The sequence below is a fragment of the Hymenobacter citatus genome (assembly GCF_014333615.1).
GTDB classification, from domain to species: Bacteria; Bacteroidota; Bacteroidia; order Cytophagales; family Hymenobacteraceae; genus Hymenobacter; species Hymenobacter citatus.
Map to the genome: position 1 here is coordinate 274,495 of NZ_JACSCY010000001.1, position 13,320 is coordinate 287,814.

At 58.6% G+C, this 13,320-nt stretch carries 11 protein-coding genes; 10 read left to right on the forward strand and 1 reads right to left on the reverse strand.

The window, feature by feature from the left end:
- Nucleotides 1-7 precede the first annotated feature (7 nt).
- From H8B15_RS01080 to H8B15_RS01125, 10 genes are all read left to right on the forward strand, one after another.
- Entirely contained in the window at nt 8-1,183 is a 1,176-nt protein-coding gene (locus H8B15_RS01080; protein WP_187317802.1) for an ABC transporter permease, read from the forward strand.
- A gap of 107 nt (nt 1,184-1,290) precedes the next feature.
- A complete protein-coding gene (locus tag H8B15_RS01085; protein ID WP_187317803.1) occupies nt 1,291-2,661 on the forward strand; it encodes a sigma-54-dependent transcriptional regulator in 1,371 nt (456 codons plus the stop codon).
- 418 nt (nt 2,662-3,079) lie between these two features.
- Nucleotides 3,080-4,384, forward strand: coding sequence for a sensor histidine kinase (locus H8B15_RS01090; protein WP_187317804.1), 1,305 nt, complete (start codon nt 3,080-3,082; stop codon nt 4,382-4,384).
- A gap of 210 nt (nt 4,385-4,594) precedes the next feature.
- Nucleotides 4,595-5,626 carry a GNAT family N-acetyltransferase gene (locus tag H8B15_RS01095; protein WP_187317805.1) on the forward strand — a complete coding sequence of 344 codons (1,032 nt, stop codon included), beginning with the start codon at nt 4,595-4,597 and terminating at the stop codon, nt 5,624-5,626.
- Nucleotides 5,627-5,695: 69 nt separating this feature from the next.
- A complete protein-coding gene (locus H8B15_RS01100; RefSeq protein ID WP_187317806.1) occupies nt 5,696-6,952 on the forward strand; it encodes an MATE family efflux transporter in 1,257 nt (418 codons plus the stop codon).
- The gene (locus H8B15_RS01105; RefSeq protein WP_187317807.1) at nt 6,949-7,938 is read left to right on the forward strand and encodes a glycosyltransferase family 2 protein; all 990 of its coding nucleotides are present in this window, start codon (nt 6,949-6,951) and stop codon (nt 7,936-7,938) included. Before H8B15_RS01100 ends, H8B15_RS01105 begins: the two co-directional genes overlap by 4 nt.
- A 75-nt stretch (nt 7,939-8,013) precedes the next feature.
- Complete coding sequence (locus H8B15_RS01110; RefSeq protein WP_187317808.1) at nt 8,014-8,421, forward strand: sugar 3,4-ketoisomerase; 408 nt, start codon at nt 8,014-8,016, stop codon at nt 8,419-8,421.
- Between the two features lie 47 nt (nt 8,422-8,468).
- Nucleotides 8,469-9,428 carry a GNAT family N-acetyltransferase gene (locus H8B15_RS01115; protein WP_187317809.1) on the forward strand — a complete coding sequence of 320 codons (960 nt, stop codon included), beginning with the start codon at nt 8,469-8,471 and terminating at the stop codon, nt 9,426-9,428.
- A gap of 354 nt (nt 9,429-9,782) precedes the next feature.
- Nucleotides 9,783-11,417, forward strand: coding sequence for a hypothetical protein (locus tag H8B15_RS01120; protein WP_187317810.1), 1,635 nt, complete (start codon nt 9,783-9,785; stop codon nt 11,415-11,417).
- A gap of 116 nt (nt 11,418-11,533) precedes the next feature.
- On the forward strand, nt 11,534-12,511 hold the full coding sequence (locus H8B15_RS01125; RefSeq protein WP_187317811.1) for an acyl-ACP desaturase: 978 nt from the start codon (nt 11,534-11,536) through the stop codon (nt 12,509-12,511).
- Nucleotides 12,512-12,660: 149 nt separating this feature from the next.
- Here H8B15_RS01125 and H8B15_RS01130 read toward each other — a convergent pair whose 3' ends face one another.
- Nucleotides 12,661-13,284 (reverse strand): hypothetical protein, encoded by a 624-nt coding sequence (locus H8B15_RS01130; RefSeq protein WP_187317812.1) that lies wholly within the window; start codon nt 13,282-13,284, stop codon nt 12,661-12,663.
- Between the last annotated feature and the right edge of the window lie 36 nt (nt 13,285-13,320).

The window sequence follows — 13,320 nt, forward strand, 5'->3', positions numbered from 1 at the left end:
TACTCTGATGTGGAACCGCCGCCGGGCCAACGCCCTGCTGATTGTGGAGATGTTTCTGGCCTTTGTAGTGCTGTTTGCGGTGGGCAGCATTGGTACCACACTCTGGCGCAACTACCGCCAGCCGTTGGGCTTCACCTACACCGATGTGTGGCAGCTGAACTTTACCACCGGGCAGCAGCCCCGCGCCGAGCAGTTTGGCACCTTGCAGCAATTGCTGGCCCGGCTCCGCTCTACGCCGGGTGTGGAGGAGGTAGCGCTTTCGGCTTCCAATACGCCGTTCTCGTTCAATGACAGTCGGAGTTCCATTGAGATGAAGGATGAAAAGGGCAAAACGAAGCGCTCCATCAACAATGTAAACGTCTACAACGTGGGGCCAGAGCTGCCCAAGGTGCTGGGCCTAAAGGTGGTAGCGGGTCGGTGGTTTGATAGGAGCGACGTAGCATCGGGCGCTAACCCGCCCGTGGTTATCGACGAGCGGATGCAGCGCGCCATGTACCCCGATGGCGAGTCTGCGGTGGGCAAAATGTTTCCTTTCGACAAGAAAGAGCAGCGTATTATCGGCGTAGTCAGCGCCTATCGTACCGACGGTGAACTGCAGGAACCATTGTCATCTGTGCTTTGGCAGATTCTGCCTACGGATACCATCTTTCTGCCACAGTCGATCCTGCTGAAGGTGCGCCCCGGCAGTGGCGCCGCCCTCGAAAAACAGCTGGCCGACGATGTCCGGCGCATTGGGCCGGGCTGGTCGAGTACCATTAAGCCACTCGCTGAAATGCACCAGAGCCAGATGAAGCAGTTGTTGACCCGGCCTATTTTGCTAGGTAGCATGAGTTTCTTTCTGCTGCTGAACGTGGCCCTGGGCCTGTTTGGCGTGCTCTGGCTCAACATCAGCCGCCGCCGCGGCGAAATAGGCGTGCGCCGCGCCATGGGCGCCACGGCCGGCAACATCAGCCGGCAGGTACTGGGCGAAATCTTGGTGCTCACTACCTTCGGGCTGGGGTTGGGCTTGCTGGTGGCGGCGCAGTTTCCGCTGCTCGGGGTATTCAGCGTGCAAACCAGCGTCTACCTCACGGCCATGGTGCTGGCGGCGGGGTTGCTCTACCTGCTGGCTACCGTGTGCGCGCTCTACCCCAGCCGCCTGGCGGCCGGCATTCAGCCCGCCGTGGCGCTGCGGGAAGAGTAGGCAAAACCACCGAAGACGCTCGGCCGGATTGGCGGTCGAGCGGCCAACCCTACCCACTCAACCACCGCGAATCTCTGCGAGAAACAACACCGGAACAACCAGACAACATGCTCCTGATCATCGACGACGACCCCGCCATTCGCATCTCCCTTAGTCTGCTGCTGAAGCAAGCGGGCTACTCTGCGCAGGCCGTTGCAGATCCGGAGGCTGCCCTGCGGATAGTGCGCGAAACCACGCCCCAACTGGTGCTCATGGACATGAACTTCTCCCTCGACACCACCGGCCAGGACGGTCTGCACCTGCTGGCCCAAGTGAAACAGCTGGCCCCGCAAGTGCCCGTGGTGCTCATCACTGGTTGGGGCAGTATTGCGCTGGCCGTGGAAGGTATGAAGGCCGGGGCCGCCGAGTTCATAACCAAACCCTGGAACAACGACGCCCTGCTTCAGACCATCCGCACGCTGCTCAGCCTACCCCTTGAGGAAGCAAAGACGCTGACGCCCACCCGCCGCCAGCTCGATCAGCAGTACGATTTCCGGGATATTGTGGGGCAAGATTCCGGCCTGCTGCACATGCTGCGCCAAGTAGGGCAGGTGGCCGCCACCGACGCCTCGGTGCTGATTGAGGGTGAGTCGGGAACGGGCAAGGAGCTGATTGCCGAGGCTGTGCACCGCAATAGTCCGCGCCGCGGCAAGGCGTTTGTGAAGGTGAATCTGGGCGGTATCTCGGCGTCGTTGTTTGAAAGTGAGCTGTTTGGCCACCGGCGCGGGGCCTTCACCGATGCCAAGACGGATAGGGTAGGGCGCTTCGAGCTGGCCAACGGCGGCACCATTTTCCTGGACGAAATAGGTGAGCTGGACCTGTCCTCCCAAGTAAAGCTGCTGCGCGTATTGCAAGACCGCACCTACGAGGTGCTGGGCGACAGTAAGCCCCGCCGCCTCGATATCCGGGTGATTTGCGCCACCAACCGCACGCTGGCCGAAGAAGTGCGCGCCGGCCGCTTCCGCGAAGACCTATTCTACCGCATCAACCTGATTACCGTGCGCCTACCCGCCCTGCGCGAACGACCCCAGGATATTCCCTTGCTGGTGCAGCACTTTGTGGCCGGCCTGCGCACCACCTACGCCCGCCCCGCCCTGAAGGTAGGCGTGCGGGCCCTGCACTGGCTGCAAGAACAGCCGCTACCCGGCAACATCCGCGAGCTGAAAAACCTGGTAGAGCGCGCCGTCCTGGTTTCCGGCCACGACGAGCTGCTGCCCGAAGACTTCCAAGCCCAGGCACAGTCCCTCCCCAACCGTGCCCCCGAGCCCGGCGAGCTGCCTGCCCCCGGCACCATGACGCTGGACGAGCTGGAAGCCCAGATGATTCGGAATACCCTGGAACATTATCAGGGCAACATCAGCCGGGTAGCTAAAGCCTTAGGTCTGAGTCGCCCGGCATTGTATCGGAGACTGGAGAAATACGAGATTCCCTACGAGTAGGGACGGGTAGGGGCGCCTTGCAGGCGCCCATCGTTGCTAAAATGGAACGTCATTTCGACCAGCGGGAGAAATCTCGCGTGCTGATGTAGAATAGTATCTGGTAGATGAATTCAGGCAAGTTGTCGGGTGCCGGTCCGACGCCGCAGGCGTCCGACCGGTTGCCGTTGAACAAGCTTCGTGCTGATGGTTGCCATGCGGCGCGAGCGGCAGCAGCCGGCAACCGGTCGGACGCCTACGGCGTCGGACCGGCACCCGACAGCGGAAATGACCAACCTGCTAGCATCAGCACGCGAAATTTCTCCTGCTAGTCGAAATGACGTTCTTGCGGTCTGACGTTCTTGCAGCCTGAGTTCCTGCGGTCTACCGATTAAACGCCCATCATGCCGAGCGCCTGCAAGGCGCCTCTACACCGTTCACCATGTCCCTGCGCCTGCAATTCCTGCTATTTGTCACACTGATCCACGCGGTGCTGCTGGTGCTGGCGGCGCAGCTACGGCACACCAACGTGCCGTTGTTTATCGGTGCGGAAGTGCTGCTGCTGATAAGCATTGGGCTAGCAGTGCAGCTGTACCGGGGCTTCGTGCGGCCGTTTCAGCTGATTGCGGCCGGTACCGAGGCCATGCAGGCCCAGGACTTCTCGCTGAAGTTTGTGCCCGTTGGTCAGCGCGAAATGGACCAGCTCATCGGCGTGTACAACCACATGATAGACGAGCTGCGCCGGGAGCGGGTAACGCAGCACGAGAAGAGCTTTCTGCTGGATAGCCTGCTGCGCGCCTCGCCCGCCGGAGTGCTGTTGTTGAGCTTCGAGGGTGCCATTGAAAGCGCCAACCCTGCCGCCGAGCGGATGCTGCAGCTCCCCGCCGCCGCGCTGCTGGGGCAGCCGCTGGCTACCCTCCCCGGCGTGTGGGGTGCTACTTTGAGCAAGCTGCCACCCGACGCGCCCAAGGTGGTGCGCCTCTCAGGCGTGCAAACCTACCGCGCCCACCGCGCCCACTTCCTCGACCGGGGCTTCACGCGCTATTTTATTTTGCTGGAAGAGCTGACGCAGGAGCTGATCCGGCAGGAAAAGCAGGCCTACGAGCAGCTGATTCGGATGATGACCCACGAAATCAACAACTCCATCGGGGCCATCAACTCCATCCTGCAAAGCTTTCACCACTACGCGCCCCAGCTCAGCCCCACCGACCAGCCCGACTTCCGCGAGGCCCTCGACGTATCCATTCAGCGCAACACCAACCTGAGCAACTTTGTGGGCGGCTTTGCCAACCTGGTGCGCCTACCCCCACCTACCCGCTACCCCACCGATGTACATGCCCTGCTGCACCAACTGGCGCGCCTGCTGCACGTGGTGAGCGAGCGGCGCCACATCACGTGGCGCTGGCAGTTGACCGACGCGCCGCTGTGGGCCTCTCTGGACCAGCAGCAACTGGAGCAGGCCCTGCTCAACATCGCCAAAAACGCCCTGGAAGCCCTTCCCGACGGCGGTACCCTCACAGTGCGCACCCAACTCGATCCGCTACTCATCGAACTGGAAAACAACGGCCCGGCTATTCCGCCGCACGTGCAGCAGCGCTTATTCACGCCCTTTTTCAGCACCAAGCGCGACGGCCAGGGCATCGGCCTCACGCTGGTGCGCGACATCCTGCTACAGCACGGCTTTCCGTTCCGGCTGGAAACTGTGGCCCCCGGCCGCACGGTGTTTACTATTTGGTTGAGTGAGTGAGTGAGTGAGTGAGTGAGTGAGTGAGTCGAGGGTAGGGTAGGGTAGGGTAGGGTAGGGTAGGGTAGGGTAGGGTAGGAAGTTTGTCATCCTGAGCTTGCGAAGGACTTTCTCACGATAGAACGAGTCGTTGGTAGATAGTCTTTTCCAGCACTCGGCACAGCCGAGCGAGTGCAAATGCTCTTTTCAATAGACGCGAAATCTGCCGTACTTTTGAGTAGTATTCGCCCTGCTGCCTTGCTTCCTACCATCACGCCACTTTCTTCATCCGATAACCGCTACCAACTGCGGTGCGCGGTGCCACCTGCGCCCGATGTCACGCTGCCGCTGGCTTATGAGCCTTATCTATATCTGCGGCCGGCGTACGTAGCCTTGCAACACGCCCCTAGCGAAGCGCTATTCTTTTACCTCGAAGACCACCAGCAGGGGCAAACGGTAGGGCAATGGCCGCTGACCGTAGTAGAGCACCAAGCCTACAGCCCCTGGCAGGCACCGTTTGGGGGTTGGCAAATAGCACCTGACGTACCTGCGGCTATAGTACAGGCCTTTGTAACGACGGTGCACCAAACCCTAGTTGCAAACGGGGTAGCACAGGTGCATGTGCGCGCCTACCCTACGAGTTACGATGAGGCCGCGAGCAATGTGCTGCTATCCGTATTGGAAGAATCAGGATACCGCATCACGCTGACTGAAACCAATCACATCCTTCCGTTAGCGCAGAATTTCGAGGAAGGATTGCATCCCTCGGCGCGGCGACGCTTACGCAAATGTCACCGCCACGGGCTGCGCGTTGAGCAGGAAACGCCGCTGTTCCTACCCTTGGCGTACGAGTTTATGCAGCAGTGTCAGCAAGAAAAAGGGCAAAGCTTGTCGGTGCCATTGGAGCGGTTGCAGGCGCAGTTTCGCGCATTTCCCAACGACTATTTTCTGTTCTCTGTGCGCGACACAGCCGGTGCCTGGGCCGCCATGGCGGTACTCATCCGCGTCAACGACGAAGTACTTTACTGCATTCCCCCAGCCAGCCCACTCAGTTGGAATACGTTTAGTCCAGTCATTCTCCTTACCCAAGGCCTACACGCCTTTGGGCAAGCCAGCGGCTACCGCCTGCTGGACTTAGGCATTGCCACGCTCCCTACCGGCCCCGATGAGTCGCTGCTGACCTTCCGGCGCCACCTCGGCGGCGTACTTAGCCCGCGCCCGACGTTGGAGTGGCGAGATGGTGCTTTTGACGTTCTACTGGCGTAAACTGCGCAACTTGCGCCATTGACGCGGTGAGAACATCAAACTCACCATTTCACCACTCACCATATCACCATGTCTACGCTACAACGGTTTCTGAGAGGCTCGGCGGGGGCAGGCGTGGCTGTGGCAGCGCGGGGGGTAGGAGCCGTGGTGCTCAACAAATTGTTGGCAGTGTACGGCGGCCCCGGTGGGCTGACGCTGCTGGCACACTTCCAGAATCTGCTGAGTCTATTCACTACCCTGCCCGGTGAGGGCGTGAACGTGGGCATCACCAAATACCTGGCGCCGTTGCGGGCCGGCTCGGGGCGCTACCGGGCGTGGCTGGGCGCCGGAGTGCTGCTGAATGCGGGCACGTTGCTACTGGGTATGGCCCTGCTGCTGCTGCGTCCTGCTCTGCTTACAGAGCTGTTGGGGACGGGGCTCAAGCTGCGGCTGGGTTTTGGGGTAGGGGTAGTGCTGTTGGTGAGTTATGCGCTGCTGCAAACGCTACTGTTGGCTGCCGGCCGGTTGCGCAACTACGTGCTGCTCACGGTACTGCTGAGCGCAATGAGCGTAGCCGCCGTGGCAGTGGTATTGCTACGGGGCGGCTCGGCAGGTGAGGCGCTGCTGACCTATCAGCTGGCCCAGGGCAGCATGGCTGTGCCGGCGCTGGCGCTGGCATTTCGGGGTGGGCTGGTGCATCGTTGGCGGGGCCGGATGAGTGCAGCGGCATTGCGGGGGCTGGGGCGGTTTCTGCTGATGGCCGTGAGCCTACTGCTCTTCGGCAAAGCCGTAGACTTTGCCGTGCGCGACCTACTAATAGCACGCTACGGCCTGGCTCGTACCGATTTGTGGCAGGCCGTAGCGAAGCTGTCTGATAACTACACGATGGTGTTTTCGGCGGTGATAAGCAGTGTGTACTACCCCCGGCTGGCGGCGCTGGTAGGCCAGCCCGCTGCCATGCGGCGCTATGTGCGCACGGTGCTCTTTCTGTTGGCTCCGGTGCTGGCCGTGTGCCTCAGCCTTATCTACCTGCTGCAAAGCTGGCTGCTGCCGTTGCTGTTCGAGCCGCGCTTTCTGGCGGCCCGGCCCTTGCTTGCGCCCCAACTGCTTGGCGACTGGGCCAAATTTCTGAGCTGGCTACTGCTGTATCAGCTCACGGCCCGCGCCCAGGTAGGGCGCTACGTGGTGGTGCAGATGGGGGCCGCTGCACTCTACGTAAGCATATTGGCCATCTTGCTGCCGCGCTACCAACTGCTGGGCGCCACCCTGACCCACGCCGTGCACTACTGCCTGCTGCTAGTGGCGTGCGCCGTATATTTCCGGGCCGATTGGCGCCCTTCCGCATGAGTACTACCGATGCCAACCTCCGCCCCGCTGCACCGTCTGCCCACCAGGTAGAGGCAATGCCGTTGGTGTCCATTGTGGCGCTGTGCTACAACCATGCGCCTTTCCTGATCGAGGCCCTGGATTCAATTCTGGCACAGACCTACCCGCATCTGGAGGTGATACTGGTAGACGATGCCAGCACCGACAACAGCCAAGCCGTATTGGCCCGCTATGCGCAGGCCAACCCGCGCTGGAAAACCCTGTTTCTACCTCACAATGTGGGCAACTGCGCCGCCTTCAACGCCGCCTTTCGTCAGTCGCAGGGCGAATTCATCATCGATTTTGCCACCGACGACGTGCTGCTCCCCACGCGGATAATGCAGCAAGTAGCAGCTTTTCAGGAGCTACCAGCCGAATACGGCGTTGTGTATACCGATGCGGAGTTGATTGACGAAGCCTCGCGCCCTGTACGCCTACACCACCGCCGCGACGCCCGCGGCCGGCTGCATCCCCGCCCCGCCGAGGGCTGGATATTTGCCGATGTGCTGTGCCGCTACTTCATCAGTACCCCCACCATGATGATGCGCCGCACCACGCTGCTCAGCCTCGGCGGCTACGACGAAACGCTGACGTACGAGGATTTCGACTTCTGGGTACGGGCTGCGCGCTCGTGGCAATTTCGCTTTCTCGACGTCGTTTCTACCCGCAAGCGACTGCACCCTGGTAGTAAGTCGAGTGTGGCCTACCGTCCGCACGACCCCTACCTGGCGTCCACTATCCAGGTGTGTTACAAAGGATTAGCGCTGTGTCGCACGCCCGCCGAACGGGCTGCGCTGGCGGTGCGCGTACGCTGGGAGCTGCGCCAGGCCGTACGTTGGGGCAACCAGGTGGAAATTCACGACCTGTACCGGCTGCTCCGGCAACTGCGCGCCGTACGCCCGCTCGACTGGCTGACGTATCGCCTGGCTCCGAAGGTAGTACGCCTGCTAAACCAGTCTTTTGCGTAGCTATCAATTGGCGCTGTACAGTGCCGCCCACCCCGCCAGCATGGATACGCTGCGCAATGCTTTTTGAACAGAATAATGAACGTGCAAAAACCGTATTTGCTTACTTTCGATACAATAGGTGCGCCCGATTTAGGCTATATAGCTGTAGCTGGAAACAGTGCATTGCCTTTTCAGATACAGCGAACCTACTGGATTTATTGTACGCCTGAAACGGTAGCCAGAGGACACCACGCGCACCACAAGCTACAACAAGTAGTTATTGCTGTGCATGGGAGCATTGAATTTATATTGGAGAACATAGGGGGAGAAAAAACAACATTCCGTTTGGAGAAACCAGATACTGGATTGTTTATTCCTGAAATGCACTGGCGAACCATTAATTTCTCTCATGATGCCGTTCTGCTCTGTTTGGCTTCCACTGAATACAATGAAGAGGATTACATCAGAAACTTTGAGGATTTTAAATCATTAGCTAATAAATAAGGAATGGTCCACTATAGGTTAGTTTAAATACATCTTGTTGTAGTGCTATGGCTGCTGCTTATCAAATCAAGCGATACACTTCAGAATTTGCGCTTAGTTGGGATGAGCTAATTGAACAATCCGTTAACGGTGGCTTCATCCTGAAGCGTTCATTTATGGAATATCATCAAGATAGATTTGATGATTTTTCGTTTTTGCTATGGAATAATAACAAACTAGTCGCTGTGTTTGCGGCGGCTATGCCACGGCAACGAGAACATGATGGGATGCTTATAGCGCATCCAGGCCTAACGTATGGCGGATTAGCTACAGCTGTTGATTTACAATATGCAGCGCTGGAAGAAGTATATCGGGCCTTGTTTAGCTTCCTAAAAAATAACGGATTTGCTCAGCTGACAATAAAGCTAATACCAAAAGTATTTTGTAAGCGATACTCCGATAATAGTTTATTTGTACTTCATAAAAATAGTTTTGAATTAAAAGATAGAGAATTGAATTCTGTTGTTGATTTAACGCAGGATTTCAAGATGGGCTCCCGGCAGAAAAATAATCTTCGTAAAGCACGTAAGAGTGCTGTGCAAGTGGAGCTTTCAGAACAATTTGATGTATTTTGGCAACTATTAACCGATAATCTTTGGCAGGCGCACGGCGTGAAGCCAGTGCATACGCTAGCCGAAATAGAATATCTGGCAAAGAAACATCCCGACAACATAGCGCTGTATGTGGCTCACATTGAAAATAGGATAGTAGGAGGGGTAGTAGTATTTAAGGAAATAAATAAAGGCTATATACATAGTCAGTATATTTCTGCAAATGCAGAGGGTAAGCTGGTTGGTGCCGTTGACGCTATTCTATTTCACATTATGCAGCTGGCGCAAGCTGATTATCGACGGTTTTCATTTGGTATATCCACTGTGAAAGGAGATGTTAATTATGGACTGCTCAGTTATAAAGAGGGATTCGGCGCCAGAGCAGAAGTGGTAGAAACCTATACAAAAGTCTTATAGCTCTAATTGGTTGATTTAAGGTTGTTTATCCTATACAACTCCACTGGGCCGTCCTGCGCCACTAGCTGCCGGCGCGGAAACCAGCTCAGGACAGAGTCGGGGGAGTAGCGGATGAGCGTGCGGGTCAGCTCGTCGTTGCTGAGGGTAGTTACTCATGTGCCGATGGCGCATACAACCCTTCGTGGGCGAAGACGAAAAACGCGACGGTCATCACCCCAACAAACAGCAGCGTGAGCAAGGGTAGGCGAGAGGCAGAGAAGTTCACGCGGCAAGTTAAGCAGCCGAGCCGCTGGGGAGCAGCATAAAAATCAGTCCGGCGCTAACACTACCCTAAATCCCCGTTCTTTGCGGGCTATGGTATACCGCAAATCCCGGCGCTGGCTTTTTGTCTGGCTGTTGCCCGCGTTGCTGCTGCTGGCTACCGTAGTGGGGCTCGGTAGCTACTACGAAACCAACGACGACACCGTGCTGACCCTGTTTCTACAGGGCCGTATGAGCGCCGCACCTATCACCAGCCTGCACCTCTATTTCCACGGGGTAGCCGCGCCGCTGGCGTATCTCTATCAGCAATGGCCCGCCGTGCCCTGGTACGGCTTGCTGCTGTACGGCCTGCTCTACCTGGCTACTGCCTTGCTTTTTAGAGTGCTATACAGGCTACTGCGTGCCTGGCTGCGGCCGGGCGAAACGGTGTTGGCCCTGGCGCTGTTTTTCCTGATAGGATGGCTGGAACATGCTATGTGGTTCAACTACATGCGGGTACCGTTGCTACTGGCCGCGGCGGGCGTGTGGTACGCGGCAGCGCGGCCAGCGCGAAATACCGCGCTAACGGTAGGGATACTGGCCTTTGGCCTAGCGTGGCTGATTCGGCCGAGCGCGGCGGTGCTGGGGCTGCTGCTGGCCGTGCCGGGCGCCTGGTGGCTAGGTGGGCGGCGTAGCTGGCGGGTAGTAGCCAGTGCGGCTACGCTGGCACTGGTAGGCGCGCTGGCCATTAGTCTCACCCGCTCGCCCGCGGCCGCCACCTACCGCCGCCTCGACGTGCTTAAGTCCAGCCTCAACGACTACCAGCTGCTGCGCCCTACCCCCCGCACCGCCCCCGATAGCCTGGGCGTGCGCGCCGTGCAGCACTGGCTGCTGGCCGATTCTACCCTGGTTAACGAGGCACTGTTCGAGCGGGCACTGCCGTTGGATGCGACATACTTTGTGCAGCAGACGCTACCGGCCAAACTCCGGGAAACCGCGCAGTTGCTGGTGCAGAACTATTTTCCGCTGCTTGTGCTGCTGCTGCTGTCCTGGGTGTGGGTGGCGCGCCGCGCCAGGCACATTGGGCGGCGCGAGTTTGTGCTGGTGCAGCTGGCCTTTGGGGTAGGGCTGCTGCTACTGGCGGGCATCCTCAAGCTGCCCCCTCGCCTGGCGTTGCCCTATCTCGATGCCTGGGTTCTGGCCAATGGCGTCTTTATGCTGAAGCGCGCCGAGCGGCTACCGCGCCGCCCGTGGCCGGTGGTGGTAGGGTTGGTGGTAGTGATGGGCCTGTATGGCTACAAAACCGTGCACCGGCGGCAGGTGCTTCATGCCGAGCAGCGCGCCAATAGCCACATGCTGCGCAGCCTGGCACAGCCAGCCACCACCTTGCTCGTAGCCGATGGCCTGGAAACATATTACAAATCCCGCAGCCCATTCGACGCAACATGGCCGCTGCCAGGGCGTATTGTGTCGCTTTCGGGTTGGCAGTCCCTTAGCCCCGAGCAGGCAACCCTACGGGCAGCCCACACCGGCACGCGGGCTGTTCCCGATGCGCTGCGGCATCTGGCTACGCAGCAGGGCGTGCAATGGGTGCTAACCCCAGCCGGGGCAGAAGTAATTAACAATCAGCTGAAACGCACCAGGTCAGCCACCCAACCAGCGGTGGAGCTACGCGTGTTGGCGCCCGATTCTACCCGCCTTGCTAGCCAACCGCAGCCGTACGCACCGGATGTACATCCCGTGAAGTAACCTAGTAAAGCCAAAATTTTTTAGGAGACAAATGGACTTATTCTGCCCAATACGGGGTAGTGAATACATACATTTGACGCGTAATTGCTTTTTTCTCTTTTTTTGCTTCTCCTGCTATGCTTTCTACTGCCATCTCCCGCGCCGAAGTGCTGATGCACCTCGAATCGTTCGTCAAGGAAAATATTGGCACCTTTCTCCGTACCGTAGAAGACAGCTGGCAGCCATCTGACTATATTCCTGATTCGCGCCTCGATACGTTTTTTGATGAGGTGAAGCTGCTCCGTGAGCGGGCTGCCGGCCTTAGCTATGATCTGCTGGCCGTGTTGGTAGGCGACACCATCACCGAAGAAGCCCTACCCAACTATGAGGCCTGGTTTCACGAGCTGGACGACCTGAACCGCGACCGGGACAACGGGTGGGCGCAGTGGATTCGGGGCTGGACGGCCGAGGAAAACCGCCACGGCGACCTGCTCAACCGCTACCTCTACCTCTCGGGCCGCGTGAACATGCGCGAGTTTGAGGCTTCTACCCAGCACCTGATTGCCGATGGCTTCGACCTAGGCACGGCGCACGACCCCTACCGGGCGTTTGTGTATACCAGCTACCAGGAAATGGCCACCAACATCTCGCACCGCCGCGTGGGCCAGTTTGCCCGCAAAGCCGGCGACGACCAACTGTCCAAAATCTGCGGCATGATTGCCGGCGACGAAACCCGCCACGCCCGCGTCTACAAAACCTTCGTCGACAAGATTTTTGAGGTAGACCCCTCAGAAATGATGCTGGCTTTTGAGGACATGATGCGCAAGAAAATCGTGATGCCGGCGCACTACATGCGCGAGTTGGGCATCGAAATGGGCAAAACCTTCGGCCACTTCACCGACGCTGCCCAGCGCATCGGTGTGTACACCAGCGCCGACTACACCGACATTCTGGACACGCTGCTGGTTGATTGGAAAATTGCCGACCGCACCGACCTGAACGCCGCCGCCGAGAAAGCCCGCGACTATGTGATGGCCCTACCCGCCCGCCTGCGCCGCGTGGCCGACCGTATGCCCGTCCCTAAGCTGGAGTATAAATTCAAGTGGATTGACTAAGCCCATCATAGGCTTAGACAAATAGTAAAAGGCCGTCCTGCTGAGCGGAGCCGAAGCATCTCTACCGTGAGTAATCAAATTACTAGCAGTAGAAATGCTTCGGCTCCGCTCAGCAGGACGGCCTTTTTGTGACGTAAATCTTACAAGGCTTACTTCTGATCGGCAAATGCTACCTGCTGTAGCGTGAGGCCTTCGGGGGGTAGGGTGTAGCGCACGGTGCGGGTGCCGCCGGAGGGGCAGCAATTGGCATCGGCAGGCTGGTAGATGGGAAACATGCGCTGCACTTCGTGGCCCACTACTTTGAACTCGTCGTGCCCTTGGTAGCCTTGGGCAGCAGGGCCGCTCAGGTCGGGTAGGTCTACTGGGCGGCGGCCCTGGTTCATAAATTCGTATCCTAACAGCTGCCCGTAAGAGCCGCTGCCCGCGTCGGCCACAAAGATCAGCAGCTCGGGAAAGCCATCTTCGTTGAGGTTGGTTACCATCACATCGGACACCTGCCCGTTAAGTGGTTGCCGGGTGGTCGTCAGTTCGCGGCCGTTTTTCTCGGCCCGAAGCATAAGCTGACGTTGGCTGCCCTCGCCGGTGGTCTGCACCACAAAGCGATGGTCGCCGTCGGTTACTTCCTTGCGGAAGCTCACGGCCTCGGTAGGCACCGAGCGCATGGTAGCCGGGTCGGCCGTTTCGGTAGTAGAGCGTTGCGAGTCACAGGCATTGAGCACCAATGTGGCGCCCAGCAAGGGTAGCAAAAAACGGGGTAAGGAAAAAGCAGGCATAGGCTTCGTCGGAGCAGGAGAGTAGGTAGAAAAAGG

Excerpts from the sequence above, each read along its gene's own strand:
- H8B15_RS01080 (WP_187317802.1), top strand. The coding sequence starts at position 8 with ATGTGGAACCGCCGCCGGGCCAACGCCCTGCTGATTGTGGAGATGTTT.
- H8B15_RS01085 (WP_187317803.1), top strand. The coding sequence starts at position 1,291 with ATGCTCCTGATCATCGACGACGACCCCGCCATTCGCATCTCCCTTAGT.
- H8B15_RS01090 (WP_187317804.1), top strand. The coding sequence starts at position 3,080 with ATGTCCCTGCGCCTGCAATTCCTGCTATTTGTCACACTGATCCACGCG.
- H8B15_RS01100 (WP_187317806.1), top strand. The coding sequence starts at position 5,696 with ATGTCTACGCTACAACGGTTTCTGAGAGGCTCGGCGGGGGCAGGCGTG.
- H8B15_RS01105 (WP_187317807.1), top strand. The coding sequence starts at position 6,949 with ATGAGTACTACCGATGCCAACCTCCGCCCCGCTGCACCGTCTGCCCAC.
- H8B15_RS01110 (WP_187317808.1), top strand. The coding sequence starts at position 8,014 with ATGAACGTGCAAAAACCGTATTTGCTTACTTTCGATACAATAGGTGCG.
- H8B15_RS01115 (WP_187317809.1), top strand. The coding sequence starts at position 8,469 with ATGGCTGCTGCTTATCAAATCAAGCGATACACTTCAGAATTTGCGCTT.
- H8B15_RS01120 (WP_187317810.1), top strand. The coding sequence starts at position 9,783 with ATGGTATACCGCAAATCCCGGCGCTGGCTTTTTGTCTGGCTGTTGCCC.
- H8B15_RS01125 (WP_187317811.1), top strand. The coding sequence starts at position 11,534 with ATGCTTTCTACTGCCATCTCCCGCGCCGAAGTGCTGATGCACCTCGAA.
- H8B15_RS01130 (WP_187317812.1), bottom strand. The coding sequence starts at position 13,284 with ATGCCTGCTTTTTCCTTACCCCGTTTTTTGCTACCCTTGCTGGGCGCC.